Raw genomic sequence first — 23,734 nt, forward strand, 5'->3', positions numbered from 1 at the left:
AATCATCGCCGCCGTCCACGGGAACCGCGGAGGGACCGCGGCGGGATGGCCTCATAGAGCGGCGTCCGGACCCAGCGCTCGCCGGTCTCCCGGAACTCAGCCCTGGTGGCGAAACGGTACAGGTAACTGTTGACCCGCACCCAACGCGGCGGACCGCCGTCGAACGGGTCGGCACGGAGAAGCCGCAGCGTCTGCCGGTCCGCCTCCAGCAGCTTCGTGAGGAACGCGTAAAACCACTCCTCGTGGACCGTGCGCAACGGCAGGAACCACATCAGCCAGTCCAGCCGCAGGTGGTATGGCGCCCACTGCCGAGGCAGCCGGCGCACGTCACCGGGTTTGCCCCTGAACGCATATTCGCGCCAGTCCGCCGAGTCCCCAGGTTCCTTGTCCAGGGTGCCCTCCACCACGATCTCGACGCGGTGCTTCGTTACCGTGCCGAACGCGCCGTACGTGTTGGCCAGTTGCCAGCGGTTGAAGCTGGCATTCATCAACTGCCCTTTGGAGAGCAGGTTGCGCAGCGGCCAGTAGCTGAGCACCACCAGCAGGAAGGTGGCCACCAAAGTGATGGCAAGCCAGTACGGGGGATTGCCACGGACGTCCACCCGGGGATCCCCGGACAGCGGCAGGAACGGCAACACGGCGTGGGCCACGGGGTCGCTGACCGCGGCGAAGGCCAGCACAACGGCCATCCAGTTAAGCCACGCAAAATTGCCGCTGGCCACCAGCCACAGCTGGGTGAAGATGATGATGCCGGCTGCCGCGCTTGCCAGGGGCTGCGGTGCGAAGAGGAAGAACGGGACCACCAGCTGGGCGAAATGGTTCCCCAGGACCTCCAGCCGGTGGAAAGGTTTGGGCAGGAGATGCGCCTGGCGGCTCAACGGCCCCGGCATGGGCTGGGTTTCGTGGTGGAAATAGAGGGCCGTCAGGTCACGCCACTCCCGGCCGCCGCGGATCTTGATCATCCCGGCGCCGAACTCCAGCCGGAAGACGAGCCAAGCCAGCAGGATCAGGATGGTGCGCGGCGGCTCGGTCTGGTCCGAGCCAAGGAACGCCACCGTGAACCCGGCCTCCAGCAGCAGCATCTCCCAGCCGAAGCCATAAAACGTCTGCCCCACGTTGACGATCGACATGTACAGCAGCCACAGGGCCAGAAACGCGATCAGCGGAACCCACGGCGGGCCGAGCTGGGGGATACCGGCCACCAGGAGGGCTGAAATTGCCAGTCCGGTAGCGCAGACACCACGCAGCAGCCGGTCCGAATAACGCCAACGGAACAGCGTGGGCCGCCGGCGCGCGCTGAACCCTTCCAGATAGTCCGGTACCGGCAACAGACCGCGTTCGCCCAGCAGCGCAGGGAACTGGTTCAGGGAAGACAGGAACGCAACAAAGAACAGTGCCGCCACACCTCGCTGCAGCACCTGCCGGGCGAATCCGTACTCCGGCGCACCGAACCAGGAAACCCAGTCCACGCAATCCACGTTACGCCCGGCGTCGCCGTCCGCCCACTAGGATCGGATGGTGTTTGCATTGGTGCTCATTGCCGTCGTTGCGGGGGCACTGGCCCAGCGGCTGGCCGGCCTCGGATTCGGCCTCCTCGTCTCTCCCGTCCTGGTGGTGCTGCTCGGTCCCTTCGACGGCGTCATGATCATTAACCTCTGCGGCGCAGCCTCATCCCTGCTGATCCTCTCCAGGGTCTGGCGGCATGTGGAGTGGAAGCGCTACTCCGGACTGGCGCTCGCCGCACTCGCAGGGGTACTGCCGGGTGCCTGGCTGGCCAGCAATGTGGCCGAAGCGCCGCTGGAGATCTGCATCGGCGTCCTCCTCATCATCGCCCTGCTGGCCTCGCAGCGGCTGACGCGCAGCTCTTGGCATGCCAGTGGCCCCGTTCCCATGGTCTCCCTCGGCTTCACCAGCGGACTGATGAACGCGGCGGCGGGTGTCGGCGGACCGGCCATCACCGCGTACGCCATTGCCACCCGGTGGGAGCAGAAGAGTTTCGGCGCCACCCTCCAGCCCTATTTCGTGACCACCGGACTGTCTTCCCTGGCGATCAAGTACGTACTGTCGGGTGGACATGTTCCCGGCCTGGATGCTTGGCAGTGGCTCAGCATCCTGGCCGCCATGGTGGCGGGAATCATCGCGGGCGATCTGCTGTCCGGCAAGGTCAAACCTGCCGCTGTCCGCAGGATCGTGGTGGCCATCGCCTACATCGGAGCCGTGTCCACGCTGGCGAAGGGTTTCATCGAGCTGGCGGCGGCCTGACCTGCAGCCTGACCGGACCGCGGGCCGGGTGCGGGATACTTAACCAATGCAGCCTCGCAGAATCGTCCTCCTCGGATCCACCGGTTCCATCGGCACCCAGGCGATTGACGTCGTCGACGGCGCTCCGCACCTTTTTGAGGTGGTGGCGCTCAGCGCCGGCGGCGGAAACCTGGAGCTCCTGGCCCGCCAGGCCGTCCACACCGGTGCCGCCGCCGTGGGTATCGCCGCGGGGGATCCGCGGCAGCTGCGGGACCTGATCTCCGAGGCCGCCCGCCTCGCCGGACGGCAGGACTACCGCCCCGAAATCATCGCCGGCCCGGACGCCTCGGCCCGCATCGCCGCAGTAGCGGCGGACGTGGTGCTCAACGGCATCACCGGGTCCATCGGGCTTGCCCCGACTCTCGCCGCCCTGAAGTCAGGTGCAACACTGGCGCTGGCCAACAAGGAATCGCTCATCGTGGGCGGAGCGCTCGTCAAGGCGGCCGCCCGTGAGGGGCAGATCGTGCCGGTGGACTCCGAGCACTCAGCGATAGCGCAGTGCCTCCGCTCCGGGTCCGCGGCCGAAGTCGAGAAGCTTATCCTGACGGCATCGGGCGGGCCGTTCCGCGGCCGGACGCGCGAGCAGCTCCACGACGTAGCGCCGAAAGAGGCGCTGGCCCACCCCACCTGGGACATGGGCCTGATGGTCACCACCAACTCGGCCACGCTGGTCAACAAGGGCCTCGAGCTCATCGAAGCCCATTTGCTGTTCGACGTGCCGCTGGACCGGATCGACGTTGTGGTCCACCCGCAGTCGGTGGTCCACTCCATGGTCCAGTTCATCGACGGGTCCGTCATCGCCCAGGCGTCCCCGCCGGACATGCGCCTCCCCATTGCCTTAGGGCTGGGCTGGCCGGACAGAGTCCCCAAAGCGGCCTCCCCATGTGACTGGACCAAAGCCACCAGCTGGACGTTCGAACCGCTGGACACCGTCGCTTTCCCGGCCGTGGACCTGGCCAAGGACGCCGCCAAGCAGGGGAGTACCTTTCCCGCCGTTTTTAACGCAGCAAACGAGGAGGCGGTCATGGCGTTCCACGCGGGACGCATCCGCTTCACCGAAATCGTGGACACCATCGATGCTGTCCTCAGCGAACATTCAGGATCCTTAGGGCTGACGCTGGAGTCGGTACTGGATGCTGAAGACTGGGCACGTACGCGCGCCCACGAACGTTTAGCAGTCAGCAGTCTCTAGGAAGCAGCAGATCCACGCATGAGCCCCGTCCTCCTTTTCATCCTCGGCGTCGTCTTTGTGGCGATCGGCATTGCCGTGTCCATTGCGCTGCACGAAGTGGGGCACCTGTTGCCCGCCAAGCTGTTCAAAGTGCGCGTCACCAAGTACATGATCGGCTTCGGCCCCACCCTGTGGTCCAAACGGAAGGGCGAAACCGAATACGGCGTGAAGGCGATCCCGCTGGGTGGCTACGTGTCCATGATCGGCATGTATCCACCCAACAAGGAGGACGGAACCGTCCGCCCCTCGAGCACCGGCATGTTCCAGACCCTGGCCACGGAGGCCCGGTCCATGGCACACGAGGAAGTGGGTCCGGAGGACGCAAACCGCGTGTTCTACCGGCTGCCGGTGTGGAAGAAAATCATCGTGATGCTGGGCGGTCCGGCCATGAACCTGCTGATCGGCGTGGTCCTGACCGCCGTGCTGCTGATGGGCTTCGGCATGGCCACGGCCACCACCACCATCGCCGACGTCTCCAAATGCCAGGTGGCCGCCGGCCAAACGGTTGACCCCGATTCCCCGGACTGCCAGCTGACCCCCGCGGCCGCTGCCGGGCTCCTGCCCAACGACGTGGTCACCTCCTTTGACGGGAAAGCTGTCACCGGCTGGGACGAGCTGACCGAATGGATCCGGGCTTCCGCGGGCAGGGAAGTCAGCATCACCGTGGAGCGCGACGGCGCGCCTGTCACCACCGCAGTGACGCCGGTGCTCTCCGCCCGCCCCGTCGTCGGCGTGGACGGACGCCAGGCCAAGGACGACGCCGGCACCCTCCTGTACCAGGACGTCGGATTCCTGGGCATCGGCGCGCAGACCGAACTGGTTCCCCAGCCGGCGTCGTCCGTCCTGCCCATGGCGGGCGAAAACATCAAGCAAGTGGCTGGCGTTATCTTCAATCTGCCCGCCCGGGTGGTGGGCGTTGCGAAGGCGGCCTTCAGTGAGGAAGAGCGGGACCCCAACGGCCCCATCAGTGTGGTGGGCGTCGGGCGCGTGGCCGGTGAAGTGGCGGCCATGGAAGAAGTGCCGCTCCAGTCCAGGATTGGCGCCCTGGTAGGGCTGCTCGCCGGACTGAACTTTGCGCTCGCGGTCTTCAACCTGATCCCCCTGCTTCCGCTCGATGGTGGCCATGTGGCCGGAGCGCTGTACGAAGGGGCGCGGCGGCGGGTGGCCAACCTGTTCGGCAAACCGGATCCGGGCGCCTTCGACATTGCCAGACTGCTGCCCGTGACCTACGTGGTGGCTGTGTTGCTGATGGGCATGAGCGCGCTCCTGATCTATGCCGACATCGTCAAGCCGGTGAGCCTCTTCGGCTGACTCCTGCAGACGTCTGGCTCGACGGAGGCCCCGGATCCACCAGGAACTTGGCCTGCCTGCAGCAGGCCGTACCTGACCGAATCGGGTGAATCTGTTAAATCAGCCTTTATTGGCTGATATTAAATAATCAGCTGTTTTTGATTGATTATGCGTGATCACTTGGGTACGGTTAAGCCATGTACGTACTGACCATCGACCAGCGCGGCAGCACCGCCGACGTCGACCGTGTTCCCGATCTGATCACCGCGCTGCACAGCCTCGCGCCGGCGCCCTTTGAGCGCTCGGTGGGTGATGAACTCCAGGGCGTGGTGGAACATGCCGAGGACGTGGTGGAGATCGCCATGTACGCACTCCGGAGCGGGCACTGGTACGTCGGGATCGGCATCGGTGCCGTGCAGCTCACCCCGGGTGGCAGCCCACGGGAAGGTTCCGGGAGCGGCTTTGTGGCAGCGCGAAAGGCCGTGGAACTCGCCAAGGGGGCGGCTGGTCAGGTGCCATTGTCGGTGGTGTCCGGCAGTATCGGCCGTGGACGGGAGATGCCTCCCCGCGCCAAGGAAGGAGCCATGACCAGTGCAAATGCCCAGGCGGTGCTTCGCCTGATCGGACGGCTGGTGCAGCAGCGCACACCAGCCCAGTGGCGGGTGGTGGACCGGCTGCGCGCACTCCAGGGCGGCGATGGGAAGCACGGTAGCCAGAAACACGTGGCCCAGGAACTGGGAATCACGGAGCAGTCGGTGAGCCGTGCTGTGCTCAGGTCCGGCTGGCAGGAAGAATGGGCTGCCAGGCCCGCCGCGGCCATGCTCCTCGAGTACGCGCATTCCCAGATCGAAGGCGACCGGTGAACGCACTATGGATCGCAGTTGCCCTGCTGGTGGCCGGATTTGCCGGATGGCCGGTGACCGCACTGGTGTTCCGGCTCGCCAGGACCATTGACGACAAAGCGGACGCGGCCAGTAAACCGGCCCCGGATGCATCAGCCCAGGATCCTTCGGCCGATGTCACCGTGGACACCGTTTCGGAAGCCCCGAGGCCGGCAACGGGGCAAACCGTCGACGGCGAGCTGATGGCGCGTGGCGGCCAGCCGCCGTCGGACGTTCCCCAGCAGGCGCAAACGCTGCCGGCCCAGCGGATCCTGCGCGGCGGGGCAATCATTGGAGTCCTGGAACGCCTGGGCGTCTGTGTGGCCATCCTGACCGGACAGCCGGTGGCCATCGCCTACATTGTGGCCATCAAGGGCCTGGGCAGGTTCGCCGAATTGAAGGAGACCCCCGTGGCTGCGGAGCGGTTCATCATCGGAACGCTCACATCCATGCTGTGGGCCGCGGGAACGGCGGCAGTGATCAAGGTGGTGTTCCTGCAGTGAGTCTTCCTGGTGCCCGGATCGGCGCCAGCCCACCCCTGGGGATAGGGTGTCCTTATGACTGTTTTTGCCGTTGAGTATGTGTACGCCGCCGATTCCTCCGCCGTCCGTGATGACCACCGCCCCGCACACCGCGCCTGGCTGGCGGGTCTGGCGGATGAGGGCCAACTGCTGACCAGCGGACCTTACGGTGACGGGGCCGGCGCCCTGCTGATCTTCAAGGTCCAGGACGAAACCGAGCTGAACGACCTCCTCAAGCAGGACCCGTTCGCCGTCGCCGGTGCCATTGCCGGGATCCGGACCACCGAGTGGACTCCCGTGATCGGCCTCCTCGCCGCACACGCATCCTGATTCCCGGACCTATTTCACTACTGAAACACCTATTCAAGGAGTCCACGTGACCTCGGTCAGCCTGGGAATGCCGTCAGCACCGCCGCCCGTCCTCGCCCCCCGCCGCAAGACGCGGCAGATCAAAGTCGGTTCCGTCGGGGTCGGTTCGGACTCGCCCATCAGCGTGCAGTCCATGACCACCACGCCCACTACGGACATCAACGCCACCCTGCAGCAGATCGCGGAACTCACCGCTTCCGGCTGCGACATCGTACGGGTCGCCTGCCCGTCGGCCGATGATGCGGAGGCACTGCCCATCATCGCGCGCAAGTCCCAGATCCCCGTTATTGCGGACATCCACTTCCAGCCCAAATACGTCTTCGCGGCAATTGAGGCCGGCTGCGCGGCAGTGCGCGTGAACCCGGGCAATATCCGCAAGTTCGATGACCAGGTCAAGGAAATCGCCCGCGCCGCGAAGGACCACGGGACCTCCATCCGGATCGGCATCAACGCCGGATCCCTGGAGCCTGGAATCCTGAAGAAGTATGGCAAGGCCACGCCCGAGGCCCTCGTGGAATCGGCCGTCTGGGAAGCCTCGCTGTTCGAAGAGCACGGTTTCAACGACTTCAAGATCTCGGTCAAGCACAACGACCCCGTCATCATGGTTGCTGCCTACGAGATGCTTGCCGAGCAGGGCGACTGGCCCCTGCACCTGGGCGTGACCGAAGCCGGGCCCGCCTTCCAGGGAACCATCAAGTCCGCTACGGCCTTCGGGGCGCTCCTGGCCAAGGGCATCGGCGACACCATCCGGGTTTCCCTCTCGGCGCCGCCCGTCGAGGAAATCAAGGTGGGCAACCAGATCCTCCAGTCACTGAACCTGCGCCCGCGCAAACTGGAAATCGTCTCCTGCCCGTCATGCGGCCGCGCCCAGGTGGACGTTTATACCCTGGCCGAGCAGGTCACTGCCGGGCTCGAAGGCATGGAAATTCCGCTCCGCGTGGCAGTGATGGGCTGTGTTGTGAACGGGCCGGGCGAAGCCCGCGAAGCCGATCTGGGTGTGGCGTCGGGCAATGGCAAGGGCCAAATCTTTGTGAAGGGCCAAGTCATCAAGACTGTGCCTGAGAGCGAGATTGTTGAGACACTGATCGAAGAGGCCATGCGCATAGCTGAAGAGATGGGGGAGGCCGATGGCGAAGATGCTGTCAAGGGTAGCCCCGTGGTTAGCGTCTCATAAGGAGGACGCCGCGCTGGCGGGGATATCCGTCAGGACCCTCGCCGGTGCGGACACCGCTGCCCTGCGGCGCCTCGCGTCGCAGGACCCGGTGGCCAATGTATTTATCCTGGCGCACCTTCGGGCGGCTGGTTCGGCTGCGCCCACCACTGGTGGTGCTGCCGTCTTGGGAGTTTTCGACGACGGCATCCTGGCGGGCGCGTGCTGGGCAGGCGCCAACCTGGTCCCGGTCCAGCTTGACCCGGAATTCGCTGGGCTTGTCGCTGCGGCAGCAAGCACATCCGGCCGCCGCTTCGCCTCCGTCTTTGGCCCCGCAGATGCCGTCCTTGCACTTCATGCTGAGCTTGCCGAACTGGGGCATGCGGCCCACGAGGTGCGGGATGAACAGCCGCTGATGACGCTGTGCGGGCCGCCGTCGGTGGAGCCGAACGCGGACCTGGACCTTGGCCGGCTGGCCGATTTTGACCGGATCCTTCCCGCCTGCGCCGCCATGTTCGAAGAGGAAGTGGGCTATTCGCCGTTCCTCGGGGGCAAGGAGTTCTATAGCCGTCGGGTGGAAGGCCTCATCCGGCAAGGCCACTCATTGGCGCACGTCAACGAATCCGGCGATGTTGTGTTCAAGGCCGAGCTGGGAGCGGTGACAGCTGATGTCACGCAGATCCAGGGTGTATGGATGAACCCCGGCTACCGCGGACAGGGTCTGAGCGCAGGCTACATGGCTGCCGTAGTGGAGAAGGCGCGAACGCTTGCCCCGGTCACCAGCCTCTACGTTAACGGCTTCAACCTGCGGGCGCGGTCCACGTATGAGCGCGTGGGCTTCCGCCAGGTTGGCACCTTCGCCACGGTGCTGTTCTAGCCTCCAGGACGTCGCTTTAGGTCACCCCTCAGCTTTCAGGTCACCCGTCAGGTAGTGCTGGACGTTCGGCGCCACGAGCCGGACAACGTCGTCGGAGGAAGCGGACGCGAGCGGTTCCAGCCGAATGAGATACCGGACCAGCATCACGCCCATCATCTGCGTGGCCACGAGATTTCCGCGCATGGCGACTTCTGCGGGCGGTCCGGGGACTCCCGCCATGATCCGGCTGAGGATGGTGCGCTGTACCAGTTCCCGCAGCAGCAGGGTCTTCGCCTTCGAACCGATGGTTCCCCGGAGGAAGGCCACCAGGCTGTGCTGGGCAGGGCTCTCCCACAAGCGCAGCACCGCCCGCACAATCGCCTCGGCCCGGTCTTCCGGCGAGTAGCCGTTGACGCCCGCCAGGACTTTCTCCGGGTCGGCCGGCAGTGCCACGCTCAGCGCAAAGAGCTCGTCCTTGCCCTTGAAGAAGTGGTGCACCATGGCGGGGTCCACTCCGGTTTCCCGGGCGATCTGGCGCAGGCTGGTCCCCTCGAAACCGTGTTCGGCGAACAGTCTCCGGGCGGTGTCCAGGATCTGGTCCCTCGACTCGCTTGCCCCGCCGCGTCTGCCCCGCCGGCCCGGACCAGCCGCGCTGCCTGCGGGCTCCGCGGCGCCTGCGGGATCATGCTGTCCGTTCACGCAGTCCGCCGCCGTAGGGTCAACGACGCGAGGACCAGTACCGCCAGGACAATCGCCACCATGATGCCGGCGTCCATCCACAACTGATCTGTGGCCTCGGTGTTGGTGGCGATCTCCTGGAGCGCATCCACCGAAAAGGTCAGGGGCAGGACATTCGACACAGCCTCCAGGGCCTCGTTCATCCTCTCGCGGGCCACAAAGAGGCCGCAGAGCAGGATCTGCGGGACCACCACCACCGGCATAAACTGCACGGCCTGGAATTCTGTGCGGGCGAAGGCCGAACAGAGCAGCCCCAGGGCGACGCCAAGAACCGCATTGATCACGGCAATCATGACCACCAGACCCGGGCTACCTTGGATCTCGAGCCCGAATATCCAGTAGGCCACGGCGGTAGCCACCAGCGACTGCAGCGCGGCCATGATGGAAAATGCGAGCCCGTAGCCGAACAGCAGGTCTGCCTTGTGGATGGGAGTGGTCAGCAGCCGTTCCAGGGTCCCGGAGGTGCGTTCGCGCAGCATCGTAATGGACGTGACCAGGAACATCACCACAAACGGGAAGATCGCCAGCATCATCAGGCCTACGCGGTCAAAAGTCCTGGGCACGCCTGGCGGCAGTGTTTCATTTTCATAGAGAAAGTACACGGCGGTGAGCAGCAGCGCAGGAACCACCAGGATCAGCGCGATGCTTCGGTGGTCGTGCCGGAGTTGGTCCAGGACGCGCCGGGTGGTGGCCAACAGCATCAACAGGTTCATGACCGTACCGTCCCTTCGGTGGACCGGCCTTCGGCGGTGTCCTGGATGATATGCAGAAAGGCCTTCTCCAGATCGGCGCTGTGCCCGCGTTGACTCAATTCCGCCGGCGTCAGCTGCGCCAGGAGCTTCCCTTCCCGGATCAGGAGCAGCGATCCGCAATGGCTGGCTTCCTCCATCACATGGCTGGAAATCAGGAGCGTGGTCCCGGACTCGGCCATGGTCCGGAACCGGTCCCACAGGTCCGCACGGAGCACCGGGTCAAGGCCGACGGTGGGCTCGTCCAGGACGAGCAGGCTGGGACGGGCCACCAGGGCGCAGGCCAGTGAAACCCGGCTCAGCTGGCCGCCGGAGAGGTCGCCGGTTTTCTGCCTGGCCTGCGGTTCAAGCCCGACGGCGGCGATCGCCTCCGCGGCTTCGGCGCGGCCCCTGCGGTGCATGGCGCCGAAGTAGCGGACGTTGGCTTCGACGGTGAGGTCCGGATACACGCTGGGGGACTGGGTCACGTAGCCCACCCGGTGCCGCAGGTCAGGGTGCCCGGCGGGCAGCCCCAGTACTTGGACCGAGCCGGAGGTGAGTAGTTGGACGCCCATGATGGCCCGCATGAGGGTGGTCTTGCCGCTGCCGGACGGGCCCAACAGCCCGGTTATCTCGCCCCCGTGGATGGAAAAGTCCAGGCCGCGCAGGACGGGAACCTTTCCCCTGGTGACGTGCAGGGAGCTGGCGGCGACGGCCACCCCAGCCACGGGGCTGGCCGGGGCCGTTGCTGCTGAATGGGACATGTGTGCCCTCCGAAATGCTGGGAGTCCGCGCTGAATTCACCAGATGATGAATTCAACCTAGACCTGCCGAAGGTAGCCGTCAACAACTTCGAATGGAAAAAACCTTGTGCATGTGTCGGCTATCACATAGGTTCGATCTAGCTGCGCTGGAGTGGGTGGGCGGTCTCACCAGTCCTCACCAGTCCTCACCAGTACCTAGGCGTCAACGGCCATGGAGCCACGTCCGCATGTAATGACCAGCCGTTTACGGCCAGGGGCTTTGCACGCCGGGCGTGGCTCTATTGCGTTCCGCCCCGTCCAGTCCTCAGCAAAGCACCGCATCCGGCTCCGCGCCTGACTCTGGCCTGGCTCTGGTTCCGCCGCCGGGCGGGGCGTGGATTGCCGGTAGATTAGTACCCAGAAGAATTGCCCCGTCCTGCTTTTCCAGCAGCTATTCCCAGAAACGGATGCCCACCCGTGGTCACAAGAATGTCCCAGCTTTTCCTGCGCACCTTGCGTGAAGATCCCGCCGATGCCGAGGTGGCCAGCCACCGGCTCCTGATCCGGGCAGGCTACATCCGCCGGGCCGCGCCGGGTATCTACACCTGGCTGCCACTGGGGCTCAGCGTGCTGCGCAGAGTGGAGAAGGTCATCCGCGAGGAAATGGCAGCCATCGGTGCCCAGGAAGTCCACTTCCCGGCACTGCTGCCCAAGGAACCCTACGAGGCCACCAACCGCTGGAAGGAATACGGCGAGGGCATCTTCAGGCTCAAGGACCGTAAGGGCAACGACTACCTGCTGGCACCCACGCATGAGGAAATGTTCGCCCTGCTGGTCAAGGACCTGTACTCGTCCTACAAGGACCTGCCGCTGAGCATTTACCAGATCCAGAACAAATACCGCGACGAAGCACGCCCCCGGGCGGGTTTGATCCGCGGCCGCGAATTCATCATGAAGGACTCCTACTCCTTCGACGTGGACGACGCCGGCCTGGACGCCAGTTACGCCGCACACCGCGTCGCCTACCTCAGGATTTTCGAGCGCCTGGGCCTGGAGGTTGTTCCTGTTGCGGCCACCGCCGGTGCCATGGGCGGGTCAAAGAGCGAGGAATTCCTGCACCCAACCGAGATCGGTGAGGACACGTTTGTGCGCTCCGCCGGAGGTTACGCGGCCAACGTTGAAGCCGTCACCACTGTGGTTCCCGCGGACATCGACTTCACCGGCGCCCCCGCCGCCGAGGTCCGGGACACCCCGGACACCCCCACGATCGACACGCTCGTCGAGGCCGCCAACGTCCTCGCTCCGCGGACAGAGGCCGACGGCGGCGCCTGGACCGCCGCTGACACGCTCAAGAACGTCGTCCTCGCCGTCACGCTGCCCACCGGGGAGCGCCAGCTCGTAGTCATCGGCCTCCCCGGCGACCGCGGCGTTGACCTCAAGCGCGTCGAAGCGAACATCGGGTCTTTCTTGCCGATTGCCGGCGAGATCACGCTCGAAGCCGCCAACGACGACGACCTCAAGAAGCAGCCCCTGATCGTGAAGGGCTATCTCGGCCCCGGCATGTCCCTGGACGCGCCGCTGCTGGGCACCGAGGGCGCCGCAAAGATGCTCTACCTCGTGGACCCCCGCGTCGTCAGCGGCTCCGCCTGGGTCACCGGCGCCAACGATGCCGGCAAGCACGTCTTCGGCCTCGTCGCCGGACGCGACTTCGGCTGGGACGGCGTCATCGAGTGCACCGACGTGCGCGCGGGTGACGAGGCTCCGGACGGCTCCGGTCCGCTCGAAACCGCCCGCGGCATCGAAATGGGCCACATATTCCAGCTGGGCCGCAAGTATGCCGCGGCCCTGGACCTGAAGGTCCTGGACCAGAACGGCAAGCAGGTCGTGGTGACCATGGGTTCCTATGGCGTCGGTGTCACCCGCGCCGTCGCCGCCCTCGCCGAGTCCAACCACGATGAGAAAGGCCTGATCTGGCCCCGCGCCGTCGCCCCGGCAGATGTCCACGTGGTGGCCGTCGGCCGCGGCGAGGAGATCTTTGCCGCCGCCGAGCAGCTGGCCCTGGAACTCGAGGCCGCCGGCCTGGACGTCATCTATGACGACCGGCCCAAGGTCTCCCCGGGCGTAAAGTTCGGCGATGCGGAACTCGTCGGCGTCCCCACTATCCTGGCCGTCGGCCGCGGCCTGGTGGACGGCGTTGTGGAAGTCAAGGACCGCCGCAGCGGCGAAGCCGAGAACGTGGCCGTGGACAAGGCCGTTGACTATGTGGTCACCGCCGTCCGCAGCTGACCTGCGGAGTTGATTTCCGGTTTCGAGTCAATCCAGCTCACCACAATCATCCTGATTGTGGTGGCTGGATTTGCTGCCGGCTGGGTGGATGCGGTGGTGGGCGGCGGGGGCCTGCTCCAGCTGCCGGCCATGCTGCTGGTACCGGGAATCACGCCGGTCCAGGCCCTGGCCACCAACAAGATGGGGTCTATTTTCGGCACCACCACGAGTGCGGTGACGTACTACGGGCGGGTGAAACCGGACCTTCGGACAGCCGTGCCCATGGCGCTGATCGCCCTTGCCGGCAGCTTCGCCGGGGCAGTTCTGGCCGCCACCCTGCCTGCGAGTGTCTTCAAACCGATCATCGTGGTGGCGCTGGTCGTCGTCGCGCTTTTTACGGCGCTGAAGCCCAACGTCGGCGACATCACCGTGCTGCGGCACGATGGCCGCGCGCACTACGTGGTGGCATGCCTGATCGGGGCCGTCATCGGCTTCTATGACGGCCTGATCGGTCCGGGCACCGGTTCCTTCCTCATCATCGCGCTCGTTTCGGCGATGGGCTATGCCTTCCTGGAGGCCAGCGCCAAAGCCAAGATCGTGAACATGGCCACCAACGCAGGCGCCCTGATCTTCTTCCTGCCCCACGGGTCAATCCTGTGGGGTGTTGGCCTGGTGCTGGGCCTGGCCAACATGGCCGGCGGCTACCTGGGCGCACGGACCGCGGTGAAGCAGGGCAGCCGCTTCATCCGTGTTGTATTCCTGCTGGTGGTGGGCACCCTGATCATCAAACTCGGCATCGATGTCTGGCTGGAAAACTTCGCCTGACAGGGTAGCCAAAGCCCTCGCAGTCCCCGGCCGGCCGGGCGTACCATGCAGGTATGTCCGCAGGCGGGGAGCCCTATTCGGAAGCATTGTCAGCTGCGGCACGCCGCGCCGCCGAGTGGCTGGCGAGCCTGCCGGACAGGCACGTCGGTCCTGCCCAAAGCGCCCACGATCTCGCGGCCGACTTCGGCGGCCCACTTCCCGAGCAGGGCATGCCTGCCGCAGCTGTGGTTGAGTACCTGGCGGACAAAGCCGAGCCGGGGCTGATGGCCATGCCCTCGGGGCGTTTTTTTGGCTGGGTGATCGGCGGGACGCTGCCTGCTGCCCTGGCCGCGGACTGGCTGGTCAGCGCCTGGGACCAGAACTCCGGCCTGCGCTACGCCACACCTGCCATAGCCGCCATCGAAGAGGGGGCCGGCCATTGGCTGCTGGACCTCCTGGGCCTCCCGGCGGAATCGGATGTCGGCTTCACCACGGGTGCCACCATGGCCAACTTCACCGGGCTGGCCGCTGCGCGGTGGCGGTTGCTGGCCGATGCCGGCTGGGACCTCGACGTCGGTGGCCTGGCAGGCGCCCCGCGGATCAGGTGCTTTGTGGGCCAGGAGCGCCACGAGACGATTGACCTGGGCCTGCGGTACCTCGGGCTCGGCCGGCCCACCGCGGTCCCCGCAGATGCCCAAGGCAGGCTGGTCGCCGCAGACCTGGACCGGCTGCTGTCGGAAGGGTCCGGGCCCGCGCTGGTTTGCCTCCAGGCAGGCAACCTCCACTCCGGAGCCTTCGACCCCTTCGATGCCGCCATCGAGGTTGCCCGGCGGCACGGTGCCTGGGTCCACGTGGACGGAGCGTTCGGGCTGTGGGCCGCCGCCGTGCCTGAATTCGCGGACCTCACCCGCGGCATGTCCCTGGCCGATTCGTGGGGGACCGACGCACACAAGACGCTCAACGTCCCGTACGACTGCGGTATTGCCATCGTCAGGGATTCAGCAGCGCTACGCAGCGCCATGGGGCTGCAGCACACCAGCTACCTGATCCACGACGTCGAAGGACCAGGCGACCCCTTCGAGAAAGCGCCGGAGCTGTCCCGGCGCGGCCGCGGGGTGCCGGTGTGGGCCGCCCTCCGCTCCCTGGGGCGGGACGGTGTGGCAGCCCAGGTCCGCGGGCTCGCCGACGCCGCTTCGAAGATCGGCAGCCGCCTGGCCGACGTGGACGGAGTCGAGGTGCTCAACACGGTGGATTACACCCAAGTTTCGCTGGCCTTCGGGGACGACGCCACCACGCGCGCAGTGACAGCCCGGGTGATCGAGGACGGCAAGGTCTGGATGTCCGGTTCACGCTGGCAGGGCAGGGATGTCCTGCGCGTCTCGGTCAGCAACTGGAGCACTGACGCGGACGACGTCGGCACTGCCGTCGAGGCAGTCAGTTCCGCTTTGGCGGCTGTGCGGGCTGTCGGCTGATCAACTGGAGGCACCGTTCCATCGGGGAGGCGCCCGTCGCTCAGATGTCGCCGTGGCCCGGCTCAGGCAGGGCGTGCGCCGAGGGGAGGCCGTCGAGGGTCCGCCCAGCGAGGGTACTGGCCACCCAGAGGGACCGGGTCAGATCGCCTTGGTGGCGCGGCATGGCCGCGTAGCAGAGGGCGTTCCCCACTTCGCGCGCCACGGCCCACTGGCGGGAAGCCTCGGCATCGAGTCCGGCCGCGGCGCTGAAGTCCTGGCAGCGCCGCCTCAACCCTCCTGCCGGATCGCTCCGGGGCAGGTCGCCGAGACGGTTCCACAGCAGCGGTGCCACCGCGAATTCCGGTTCGCCGATCATGGGCTGTGGGTCGATGGCTACGAAAGCCTGCCCGGTCTGCGCTCCGCTGTTGGCCAGAGGCCGGGCCAGGATGTTCAGGAAATGCAGGTCCGTATGGACCAGGACATCGCGGCCCGAGCGGCGGCCCACGGCACCGCGGGTCTGGCAGACCTCCAGGGCCGCCTCCAGGAGCCAGCGCGGGAATGGGCGGCCCTGCTGTTCCCAGTCGGCGGGGAGGTCATCGCTCCATTGTTCGGCCCGCCCGGCGATGTGGTCGAATTCCTGCCACTGCGGCCGTCCGTCCGGCACCAGGCCCAGCTGCCGCATGGTGCTGCCCCAGGCAACCGCCGCATCGTCCAGCGGAAGGGTCTGGAGTGAGGAGTCCGCATCCAGCCGCTCAAGGAGCATGGCGCACGTTCCGGCGTCGGATCCCAACAGCTGGACGGCGCCGGAGCCTCCCCACAGGGCCAGCGCATGGCGTTCCATCCGTGCCTCATCGTGGGGAAAGGCGATCTTGAGCGCGGCCGGAGTCCCGTCCGTCCGGCGGACAGGGACCACCACGCCGCCGTGGCCATGCCACGGGAGGGCGCCGGCTGCCAGGTCAACAGCCAGTTCCCAATGTTCCAGCCGGCCCTGCACGAGTCCCGGGAGGGAGGAAAGCCAGGCCCGTCCCGCACTGCTGTGGCTGTACCGCATGGTGAGGGCCGGCGGGATCGGCACGCCAATCCGGACGCTCATAGGACGCCGCTTGCGCCGAGCAGGTTGCCGATGGAGAACGTGGCAGCCAAGGCCAAAGCCCCGCCGGCCACTACCCTGGCGGCGGCCCGCACTTTCGAGCTGCCGCCGATCCAGGCGCCCAACGCTCCGGTGGCCGCGAGTGCCACGAGTACGGCCACGAAGGTCAGGGGAACCCTGATGTTCTCCGGAGGCAAGAGGATAGCGAGCATAGGAAGGATGGCGCCGATGAGGAATGCGACGGCGGAGGCAATGGCGGCGTGCCACGGACTGACGATGTCTGTCTCGTCGATGTTCAGTTCGGCGGACAGGTGCGCGCCCAGCGCGTCGTGGGCTGTCAGCTCCCGCGCTACTTTCCTTGCTGTGTCCAGGCTCAGTCCCTTGCCCTGGTAGATCGCAGTGAGTTCCTCCAGCTCTTCCTCCGGCTGGTCCTGCAACTCCAGGCGTTCCTTTTCGATCAGGGCCTGCTGGCTGTCCTTCTGGCTGCTGACGGACACGTATTCGCCCAAGGCCATGGAAACTGCACCACCCACCAGGCCGGCAGTGCCGGCGACAAGGATCGGGCCGGATTGTGTGGTGACACCGGCGACGCCCACCACGATTGCGGCGACCGAGACGATGCCGTCATTGGCGCCCAGAACCCCGGCGCGCAGCCAGTTCAGGCGCTGCGCGACGTCGTTCTGGTGTGGCTCATTCTCGTGAAGGGCGGGGGCGCCGGCACTGTCCATGCCTCCAGCAAAGCATTAGTGCCCGCGGCAAGCCAGTGCCGGGCCTTGGCTACGAATTGCCGTGGGCGCTGGTTGCGGAAGGTCCCGGGGTTGATACAGGCTCCGGCAGCGGAGGCAGGAGAGCTTCGTCCAGGACCATGCCGGGAACCGGGCCTGGCGATGCGCCCCAATGTGCGGTCCTCCGGGCCGCCGACTCAAGTGCAGAGAGGGCCCATTCACGATCGCGCCCCTCGCTGAGGGAAACCAGGTCGCCGAATACCGGAAGTATCCCCGCCTCCAGTGTTCCCAGCCCGGCTGCAGGGTCTGCCAGGAACACCTGGCTCAGGGCATAACCGGGCTGCCTCAGGGGTACCGCGGCGCAGTGGGACCTGCCTATGGCCTCTGCTTCGTTTCGGAGGGTGACGTGTTGGGCCAGGAAGTTCGACGCCGGAGCAGCTGACCCGGAGTTAAGCCGGGTCAGTGCGGCCTGGTACGCGTAGACCAGTTCCAGCTCGCCGGCAACGGCAGAGGCAATCGCCGGGCCGAGGTCCGCGCCAGTGCTTGCGTCGGCGACCGCTGCTTCGCTGGGACAGCTGGCGGCGGCTGAAGCCGTAGCAGGCGTGGGGGCCGCCGGCGATGCCAAGGAGGACGGTCCGGCAACCGGAAGCGGTGCCAATGCGATCCCGGCCGCCGAAGCCAGCTCCTCCGCGGCCAGAAGCTGGGCAGTGCCGGTGCCGGCGAGAAGGCGGGCCATGCCGCCGTCGGCCGTTTCGGCGTCCTGGAGCCGCTGAGCCCCGCTTGCCTGGAGGGCAGCGGCGAAGTCCGCGGTGGTCGACGGCGGCGTGATGCTGGCTAGCGCCGTCGCCGCCTCAGTAGCAGGGACGGTCTGGGCGCGATTGCCGGAAGCGACCGCCGGCAGCATCAGCGCCTGTGCCTGGACAGTCAGCAAAGTCACAACGCGGGCCAGGGCGGCCGCTAGTGGGGCCGGCGCGGTGGCGCCGGCAGCGCCGTCCAGGTCCAGGCCCACGACCCTCAGGGACAGGGAATCCGCGAACGCAGATGCCCTTGCCTGCTCGGAAAACGGCGGCGCCGCAGGCGGGGACGGTTCGCGGGGGATGAGTACCAATCCCAGGCTCACCACCAGGAGGGTGGCCAGCCCAAAAACGGCGTACTGGAAATAGCGCCGGCGGCGGCCGGTTTCCTGCGTGTCGTCTTTCACAACAGACCATGTTGTCACGCCTGATGCGAACCTTCGTGCACCACTGCGGCCGGAAAATCGTTACGCTAGTAGTCACAACATCATCTATTGGAAGGCGGCCGGCATCGTGAGTAATGCAGAAGCCACGACTTCATCAGACGCTACCGGAACGGGTACCGCTGTTGCTGCGCCCGCCAACAATCCCGAAGCCATCAGGCTCCGTGCACTGCTGGAACCGGCAGTGCAGGCCAACCGCCTGTACCTCGAGGACGTATCCATCATGGCGGGTTCGCACCGTGTGGTCCACGTGGTGGTTGACCTGCCGCAGGCGGAAACCGGCGGCGTGAACCTTGATGTCATTGCGGACATCTCCAGGATCCTCTCCGATGTCCTGGATAATGATCCAGCGGACGACGGGCGCCCCTACGACCTCGAGGTTTCCTCCCCGGGTGTCTCGCGTCCCCTCACCGAAGTCCGGCACTGGCACCGTGCCCGGGGCCGGATGGTTAAGGTCAACGTTATCCAGGGCGAAAATGTCACCGGCAGGGTCCAGTCAGTGGATGATTCCGGCGTCACCATCATCCCGGAGATCGCCGTCAAGAAGGGCATGAAGCCCAAGCAGGGCGAGCCCCAGATTCTTCCTTTCGACAGGATCCGTAACGGAAAAGTCGAGATCGAATTCAGCCACCTCGAAGGAGCTGGTCTGGAACCTGAGCACAATGGACCTTCTGAGGAGGCCTGATGGATATTGACATGAGCGCGCTGAGACTACTGGAGCGTGAGCGCGAAATCCCGCTGGACCTCCTGATCCCCACCATCGAGCAGGCGCTCTTGGTGGCGTACCACAAATCGCCCGGCGCCTTCGAGAAGGCCCGGGCCGAGTTGGACCGCAAGAGCGGCCACGTGACCATCTGGGCCGTGGAGATCGACGACGACGGTGACCCCATCGGCGAGTTCGAGGACACCCCTGCCGGTTTTGGCCGTATTGCAGCGAGCACCGCACGGCAGATCATCCTGCAGCGCCTGCGCGACGTCGAGGACGACGCCATTCTGGGTGAGTTCAAGGGCCGCGAGGGCGAACTTGTGGCCGGCCTGATCCAGCAGGGCAACAACCCGCATATGATCCAGGTCAACCTGGGTTCGGTGGAAGCCCTGCTGCCGCCGCCCGAGCAGGTGCCGGGGGAGAAGTACATCCACGGCAACCGACTCCGTGCCATCGTTATCGATGTCCATCGCGGCACCAAGGGCCCGTCCGTCACCCTGTCCCGCTCACACCCGGGCCTCGTCCGGAAGCTCTTCGAACTGGAGGTCCCGGAGATCGCGGACCGCTCCGTGGAGATCGTGGCCCTGGCCCGCGAGGCCGGCCACCGCACCAAGATCGCGGTCAAGGCCAACACCCAGGGCATCAACGCCAAGGGCGCCTGCATCGGTGAAATGGGTTCCCGCGTCCGCGCCGTAATGACGGAACTGAACGACGAAAAAATCGACATCGTCGACTTCAGCGAGGATCCGGCAACGTTCATTGCCAGCGCGCTTTCCCCGTCGCGTGTGAATTCTGTCACGATCGTGGATGAGGCCACCCGCTCCGCGCGTGTGGTGGTCCCGGACTACCAACTCTCGCTGGCCATTGGGAAAGAGGGCCAGAACGCCCGGCTGGCCGCCAAGCTGACCGGCTGGCGGATCGATATCGTCTCGGACGCTGCCCCGGCGCGCGAAAGCTGAACCCGTTCCGGGGCGACGGCCAACGGCGGATCCCGTCGGCCGATCCCCGGTTTCGGGCAGAACTGCCCCGAGGGGCTAGAATAGACATGACCGCGCCTAACGGCCGGTATTCGTGTGCCCTGAGTGTTCCCGTTCCGCCGATGTGCGGTGGGGCCTTAGGGCCGGCAGTTATGAACGTCAGGAAGATACTCACCGTGGCAGAAGTGCTTCACACCGAGGATCAACCGCAGCGTACCTGCATCGGATGCCGGAAAAAGGCTGCGCGGTCTGAGTTACTCCGGCTCGTCGCCGAAGGCAGCGGTTCCACCGCAGTGCTGGTAGACGAACGACGCCGGATGGCTGGCAGGGGCGCATGGCTGCACCCCAGCGAAGCGTGCCTGGCCCTGGCGGTCAAACGGCGAGCATTCGGAAGGGCCCTCAACGGCGCTACCGGGTCAACCGCCGTCGAACGCCGGATCATGGCAGGCAAGCGGGACGCCGGCCCGCTGCAGATACCCGTGGTAGCTGCAGCAAAAACCGTCCAACCTGAAAGCGGGTCAGAAAACTGATGGAAACCCGATGAGTTCCCAGCGATGAGTGCGCAACGATGACAACTTTGTTGCGCTCTGCAATGGGCCCCTATGTTGCAACCGCGGCTGGGGCCCGCAGTAAGAAGTAGACGGTTCGTGCCTGGCTCGGTGCGGACCGAGACAGGAGAAATGTGGCCAAGGTCCGCGTACATGAGCTTGCTAAAGAGCTCGGTATTACTTCCAAAGATGCAGTAACCAAACTGCAGGAACTGGGCGAATTCGTTCGCTCCGCCTCTTCAACCATTGAGGCCCCGGTGGTGCGGAAACTCCGCAACGCCTACCCCGACGCAGCTGCTAAGACCGCAGCTCCGGCAGCCGCGCCCAAGGCGCCTGCCCCGTCGGCCGACACACGACCCGCAGCACCCGCTCCGGGCCCCGCAGCTCCCTCAGCCCCGGCAGCACCAGCTGCTGCGGCGCCGGCTGCACCCGCTCCCGTTTCCGCAGCCCCGGCGGCACCAGCTGCTCCGGCTGCAAGTGCACCGTCCACCGGCGCCAAGCCCGGTGCCCGTCCGGCACCGAAGGCTGAAGCCCCGGCTGCACCGACCCGCTCCGGCGGATCAGCGCAGGGCGGTTCGCAGGGCGGCTCAGCACCGCGTCCCGGCGGTCCCCGCCCGGGCAACAACCCGTTCGCCACGTCCCAGGGCATGCCCCGCGGCCGCGGTGGCGACGGCGAGCGTGCTCCCCGTCCGGGTAACAACCCGTTCGCTCCTTCTCAGGGCATGCCCCGCGCCGGTGGCCGCCCCGACGGCGACCGTCCGGGTGGTCCGCGCCCCGCAGCCGGTGCCGGCGGCCCCCGTCCGGGTGGTCCGCGTCCCGCAGCCGGTGCAGGTGGCCCCCGTCCGGCTGCTGGCTCAGGTGGACCCCGCCCGGGTGCACCCCGTCCCGCGGGTGCCGGTGGAAACCGGCCCACGCCGGGGATGATGCCCAACCGCACCGAGCGTCCAGCACCGGCTGGTGCAGGACGTCCCGGTGGCGGCGCACGCGGTCCCGGACGTCCAGGTGGCGCACCGGGTACCGGTGGAGCTCCGGGTGCCGGTGGCGGCGCTCCGGCCGGCGGTGGCTTCGGCAAGGGTGGCCGCGGTCGCGGTGGCACCCAGGGTGCCTTCGGTAAGGGCGGCGCAGGCCGTGGCAAGCAGCGCAAGTCGAAGCGTGCCAAGCGCCAGGAACTCGAGCAGATGAGTGCTCCGTCGCTGGGTGGCGTGAGCGTACCCCGCGGCGACGGCAATACCGTAGTCCGGCTTCGCCGTGGCTCGTCCATCACGGACTTCGCCGACAAGATCGAGGCAAACCCCGCAGCACTGGTGACCGTCCTCTTCCACCTCGGCGAAATGGCCACGGCCACGCAGTCGCTGGATGAAGAGACCTTCGCGCTGCTCGGCGAGGAGCTTGGCTACAAGCTCCAGGTTGTGTCGCCGGAGGACGAGGAGCGCGAGCTGCTCTCCGGCTTCGACATCGACTTCGAAGCAGAGCTCGAAGCCGAAGGCGACGACGACCTCGAGGCACGTCCTCCGGTTGTCACCGTCATGGGCCACGTTGACCACGGTAAAACCCGCCTGCTCGATGCCATCCGCAAGTCCGACGTTATGGCGGGCGAACACGGCGGCATCACGCAGCACATCGGCGCTTACCAGGTCACGCACACCCACGAAGACATCGATCGTAAGATCACCTTCATCGATACTCCGGGCCACGAGGCGTTCACCGCCATGCGAGCCCGTGGTGCGAAGGTCACCGACATCGCCATCCTGGTGGTCGCAGCCGACGACGGCGTAATGCCGCAGACCGTTGAGGCACTCAACCACGCGCAGGCAGCCAATGTGCCGATCGTGGTGGCTGTGAACAAGATCGACAAGGAAGGCGCCAACCCGGAGAAGGTCCGCGGCCAGCTGACTGAGTACGGTCTGGTTCCCGAAGAATACGGTGGCGACACCATGTTCGTGGAGGTCTCTGCCCGCCAGGACCTCAACATCGACGAGCTGCTCGAGGCTGTCCTGCTCACCGCGGACGCTGCCCTGGACATGCGCGCCAACCCGAACAAGGACGCCCGCGGTATCGCGATCGAAGCCAACCTGGACAAGGGCCGCGGTTCCGTGGCAACCGTCCTGGTGCAGTCCGGCACCTTGCGTGTCGGTGACACGATCGTGGCCGGTACGGCCCACGGCCGCGTCCGCGCCATGTTCGACGACGACGGCAGTGTCCTGACCGAGGCTGGCCCGTCCCGCCCCGTGCAGGTGCTGGGTCTGTCCAACGTGCCGCGCGCCGGCGACACCTTCTTTGTGACCGCTGACGAGCGCACCGCCCGCCAGATCGCCGAGAAGCGTGAAGCAGCCGACCGCAACGCCGCCCTCGCCAAGCGCCGCAAGCGCATCAGCCTGGAAGACTTCGACCAGGCCGTGGCCGACGGCAAGATCGACACCCTCAACCTCATCCTCAAGGGTGACGTGTCCGGTGCCGTGGAAGCCCTCGAAGACGCACTGCTCAAGATCGACGTCGGCGAAGGCGTGCAGCTGCGCGTCATCCACCGCGGCGTTGGTGCTATCACGCAGAACGACGTCAACCTGGCAACGGTCGACAGCGCCGTTATCATCGGCTTCAACGTCAAGCCTGCCGAGCGGGTTGCCGAACTGGCAGACCGCGAAGGCGTGGACATGCGCTTCTACTCCGTCATCTACGCAGCAATTGATGACATCGAGATGGCCCTCAAGGGCATGCTCAAGCCGGAGTACGAAGAGGTCCAGCTGGGCACCGCCGAGGTCCGCGAAGTCTTCCGCTCTTCCAAGTTCGGAAACATCGCCGGTTCCATCGTTCGCTCGGGCATCATCCGACGCAACACGAAGGCCCGCATCAGCCGCGACGGCAAGACCATCGGTGACAACCTCACCGTTGAGACGCTCAAGCGCTTCAAGGACGACGCCACTGAGGTCCGCACGGACTTCGAGTGTGGTATTGGCCTTGGTTCGTTCAACGACATCACCGAGGGCGACATCATCGAGACCTTCGAAATGCGCGAAAAGCCGCGCGTCTAAGGTTCGTTGCTTGACGGGTCGGGGGCGTCGGATTTTTTCCGGCGGCCCCGCCCCTACGCTGGGCGGCATGGGATCTGCGATCCCTTGCCGCCCA

General features: G+C 66.3%; 22 protein-coding genes. 15 read left to right on the forward strand and 7 right to left on the reverse strand.

The window, feature by feature from the left end:
* Positions 1 to 2: 2 nt before the first annotated feature.
* Entirely contained in the window at positions 3 to 1,469 is a 1,467-nt protein-coding gene (locus FYJ92_RS06320) for a lipase maturation factor family protein (RefSeq protein ID WP_185263087.1), read from the reverse strand.
* Between the two features lie 46 nt (positions 1,470 to 1,515).
* Here FYJ92_RS06320 and FYJ92_RS06325 point away from each other — a divergent pair, with 46 nt between their 5' ends.
* The 8 genes from FYJ92_RS06325 (at position 1,516) to FYJ92_RS06360 (ending at position 8,620) form a co-directional block, all read left to right on the forward strand.
* On the forward strand, positions 1,516 to 2,262 hold the full coding sequence (locus tag FYJ92_RS06325; RefSeq protein WP_227007510.1) for a sulfite exporter TauE/SafE family protein: 747 nt from the start codon (positions 1,516 to 1,518) through the stop codon (positions 2,260 to 2,262).
* 46 nt (positions 2,263 to 2,308) lie between these two features.
* Positions 2,309 to 3,493 (forward strand): 1-deoxy-D-xylulose-5-phosphate reductoisomerase, encoded by a 1,185-nt coding sequence (gene dxr / locus FYJ92_RS06330; RefSeq protein WP_185263088.1) that lies wholly within the window; start codon positions 2,309 to 2,311, stop codon positions 3,491 to 3,493.
* 18 nt (positions 3,494 to 3,511) lie between these two features.
* Positions 3,512 to 4,843: an RIP metalloprotease gene (locus tag FYJ92_RS06335; RefSeq protein WP_185263089.1), complete on the forward strand. Its 1,332-nt coding sequence runs from the start codon at positions 3,512 to 3,514 to the stop codon at positions 4,841 to 4,843.
* Between the two features lie 176 nt (positions 4,844 to 5,019).
* Entirely contained in the window at positions 5,020 to 5,685 is a 666-nt protein-coding gene (locus FYJ92_RS06340) for a MarR family transcriptional regulator (RefSeq protein WP_185263090.1), read from the forward strand.
* Positions 5,682 to 6,206, forward strand: coding sequence for a hypothetical protein (locus FYJ92_RS06345; RefSeq protein ID WP_185263091.1), 525 nt, complete (start codon positions 5,682 to 5,684; stop codon positions 6,204 to 6,206). The genes FYJ92_RS06340 and FYJ92_RS06345 overlap by 4 nt, the downstream gene beginning before the upstream one ends.
* Before the next feature lie 54 nt (positions 6,207 to 6,260).
* On the forward strand, positions 6,261 to 6,554 hold the full coding sequence (locus FYJ92_RS06350) for a YciI family protein (protein WP_185263092.1): 294 nt from the start codon (positions 6,261 to 6,263) through the stop codon (positions 6,552 to 6,554).
* A gap of 46 nt (positions 6,555 to 6,600) precedes the next feature.
* Positions 6,601 to 7,767, forward strand: coding sequence for a flavodoxin-dependent (E)-4-hydroxy-3-methylbut-2-enyl-diphosphate synthase (ispG, locus tag FYJ92_RS06355; RefSeq protein WP_104063099.1), 1,167 nt, complete (start codon positions 6,601 to 6,603; stop codon positions 7,765 to 7,767).
* Entirely contained in the window at positions 7,730 to 8,620 is an 891-nt protein-coding gene (locus FYJ92_RS06360) for a GNAT family N-acetyltransferase (protein ID WP_185263699.1), read from the forward strand. Before ispG ends, FYJ92_RS06360 begins: the two co-directional genes overlap by 38 nt.
* 21 nt (positions 8,621 to 8,641) lie before the next feature.
* Here FYJ92_RS06360 and FYJ92_RS06365 read toward each other — a convergent pair whose 3' ends face one another.
* From FYJ92_RS06365 to FYJ92_RS06375, 3 genes are read right to left on the reverse strand one after another with little or no spacing between them, the layout of a single operon-like run.
* Positions 8,642 to 9,298, reverse strand: a complete 657-nt coding sequence (locus FYJ92_RS06365; protein ID WP_185263093.1) for a TetR family transcriptional regulator — start codon at positions 9,296 to 9,298, stop codon at positions 8,642 to 8,644.
* Positions 9,295 to 10,038 (reverse strand): ABC transporter permease, encoded by a 744-nt coding sequence (locus tag FYJ92_RS06370; RefSeq protein ID WP_219729710.1) that lies wholly within the window; start codon positions 10,036 to 10,038, stop codon positions 9,295 to 9,297. The genes FYJ92_RS06365 and FYJ92_RS06370 overlap by 4 nt, the downstream gene beginning before the upstream one ends.
* An 8-nt stretch (positions 10,039 to 10,046) precedes the next feature.
* A complete protein-coding gene (locus FYJ92_RS06375) occupies positions 10,047 to 10,829 on the reverse strand; it encodes an ABC transporter ATP-binding protein (RefSeq protein WP_185263095.1) in 783 nt (260 codons plus the stop codon).
* 456 nt (positions 10,830 to 11,285) lie between these two features.
* Between FYJ92_RS06375 and FYJ92_RS06380 the strand changes: the two genes are divergently transcribed.
* The 3 genes from FYJ92_RS06380 to FYJ92_RS06390 are packed head-to-tail and all read left to right on the forward strand — an operon-like array spanning position 11,286 to position 15,349.
* Complete coding sequence (locus FYJ92_RS06380; RefSeq protein ID WP_185263096.1) at positions 11,286 to 13,094, forward strand: proline--tRNA ligase; 1,809 nt, start codon at positions 11,286 to 11,288, stop codon at positions 13,092 to 13,094.
* A 9-nt stretch (positions 13,095 to 13,103) separates the two neighbouring features.
* Positions 13,104 to 13,898 carry a TSUP family transporter gene (locus tag FYJ92_RS06385; RefSeq protein ID WP_185263097.1) on the forward strand — a complete coding sequence of 265 codons (795 nt, stop codon included), beginning with the start codon at positions 13,104 to 13,106 and terminating at the stop codon, positions 13,896 to 13,898.
* Between the two features lie 53 nt (positions 13,899 to 13,951).
* Positions 13,952 to 15,349 carry a pyridoxal-dependent decarboxylase gene (locus FYJ92_RS06390; protein WP_185263098.1) on the forward strand — a complete coding sequence of 466 codons (1,398 nt, stop codon included), beginning with the start codon at positions 13,952 to 13,954 and terminating at the stop codon, positions 15,347 to 15,349.
* A gap of 40 nt (positions 15,350 to 15,389) precedes the next feature.
* On the opposite strand, the gene FYJ92_RS06395 is transcribed toward FYJ92_RS06390, so the two are convergent.
* Genes FYJ92_RS06395 through FYJ92_RS06405 form a run of 3 tightly spaced genes read right to left on the reverse strand, consistent with a single transcriptional unit; the run spans position 15,390 to position 18,362 of the window.
* On the reverse strand, positions 15,390 to 16,421 hold the full coding sequence (locus FYJ92_RS06395) for an aminoglycoside phosphotransferase family protein (RefSeq protein ID WP_185263099.1): 1,032 nt from the start codon (positions 16,419 to 16,421) through the stop codon (positions 15,390 to 15,392).
* A complete protein-coding gene (locus FYJ92_RS06400) occupies positions 16,418 to 17,146 on the reverse strand; it encodes a VIT family protein (RefSeq protein ID WP_185263100.1) in 729 nt (242 codons plus the stop codon). The genes FYJ92_RS06395 and FYJ92_RS06400 overlap by 4 nt, the downstream gene beginning before the upstream one ends.
* A gap of 49 nt (positions 17,147 to 17,195) precedes the next feature.
* A complete protein-coding gene (locus FYJ92_RS06405) occupies positions 17,196 to 18,362 on the reverse strand; it encodes a DUF4439 domain-containing protein (protein ID WP_255482332.1) in 1,167 nt (388 codons plus the stop codon).
* Between the two features lie 88 nt (positions 18,363 to 18,450).
* Between FYJ92_RS06405 and rimP the strand changes: the two genes are divergently transcribed.
* The 4 genes from rimP (at position 18,451) to infB (ending at position 23,640) form a co-directional block, all read left to right on the forward strand.
* On the forward strand, positions 18,451 to 19,065 hold the full coding sequence (rimP, locus tag FYJ92_RS06410; protein ID WP_185263101.1) for a ribosome maturation factor RimP: 615 nt from the start codon (positions 18,451 to 18,453) through the stop codon (positions 19,063 to 19,065).
* Complete coding sequence (gene nusA / locus FYJ92_RS06415) at positions 19,065 to 20,045, forward strand: transcription termination factor NusA (RefSeq protein WP_185263102.1); 981 nt, start codon at positions 19,065 to 19,067, stop codon at positions 20,043 to 20,045. The genes rimP and nusA overlap by 1 nt, the downstream gene beginning before the upstream one ends.
* A gap of 170 nt (positions 20,046 to 20,215) precedes the next feature.
* Entirely contained in the window at positions 20,216 to 20,593 is a 378-nt protein-coding gene (locus tag FYJ92_RS06420) for a YlxR family protein (protein WP_185263103.1), read from the forward strand.
* Positions 20,594 to 20,745: 152 nt separating this feature from the next.
* Positions 20,746 to 23,640 carry a translation initiation factor IF-2 gene (gene infB / locus FYJ92_RS06425; RefSeq protein WP_185263104.1) on the forward strand — a complete coding sequence of 965 codons (2,895 nt, stop codon included), beginning with the start codon at positions 20,746 to 20,748 and terminating at the stop codon, positions 23,638 to 23,640.
* The last annotated feature ends 94 nt before the right edge of the window (positions 23,641 to 23,734 follow it).

This window comes from Pseudarthrobacter sp. NBSH8, assembly GCF_014217545.1.
Lineage (GTDB): Bacteria > Actinomycetota > Actinomycetes > Actinomycetales > Micrococcaceae > Arthrobacter.

Excerpts from the sequence above, each read along its gene's own strand:
- FYJ92_RS06325 (WP_227007510.1), top strand. The coding sequence starts at position 1,516 with ATGGTGTTTGCATTGGTGCTCATTGCCGTCGTTGCGGGGGCACTGGCC.
- dxr (WP_185263088.1), top strand. The coding sequence starts at position 2,309 with ATGCAGCCTCGCAGAATCGTCCTCCTCGGATCCACCGGTTCCATCGGC.
- FYJ92_RS06335 (WP_185263089.1), top strand. The coding sequence starts at position 3,512 with ATGAGCCCCGTCCTCCTTTTCATCCTCGGCGTCGTCTTTGTGGCGATC.
- FYJ92_RS06340 (WP_185263090.1), top strand. The coding sequence starts at position 5,020 with ATGTACGTACTGACCATCGACCAGCGCGGCAGCACCGCCGACGTCGAC.
- FYJ92_RS06350 (WP_185263092.1), top strand. The coding sequence starts at position 6,261 with ATGACTGTTTTTGCCGTTGAGTATGTGTACGCCGCCGATTCCTCCGCC.
- FYJ92_RS06360 (WP_185263699.1), top strand. The coding sequence starts at position 7,730 with ATGCTGTCAAGGGTAGCCCCGTGGTTAGCGTCTCATAAGGAGGACGCC.
- FYJ92_RS06370 (WP_219729710.1), bottom strand. The coding sequence starts at position 10,038 with ATGCTGTTGGCCACCACCCGGCGCGTCCTGGACCAACTCCGGCACGAC.
- FYJ92_RS06375 (WP_185263095.1), bottom strand. The coding sequence starts at position 10,829 with ATGTCCCATTCAGCAGCAACGGCCCCGGCCAGCCCCGTGGCTGGGGTG.
- FYJ92_RS06390 (WP_185263098.1), top strand. The coding sequence starts at position 13,952 with ATGTCCGCAGGCGGGGAGCCCTATTCGGAAGCATTGTCAGCTGCGGCA.
- FYJ92_RS06395 (WP_185263099.1), bottom strand. The coding sequence starts at position 16,421 with ATGAGCGTCCGGATTGGCGTGCCGATCCCGCCGGCCCTCACCATGCGG.
- FYJ92_RS06400 (WP_185263100.1), bottom strand. The coding sequence starts at position 17,146 with ATGGACAGTGCCGGCGCCCCCGCCCTTCACGAGAATGAGCCACACCAG.
- nusA (WP_185263102.1), top strand. The coding sequence starts at position 19,065 with ATGGATATTGACATGAGCGCGCTGAGACTACTGGAGCGTGAGCGCGAA.
- FYJ92_RS06420 (WP_185263103.1), top strand. The coding sequence starts at position 20,216 with ATGAACGTCAGGAAGATACTCACCGTGGCAGAAGTGCTTCACACCGAG.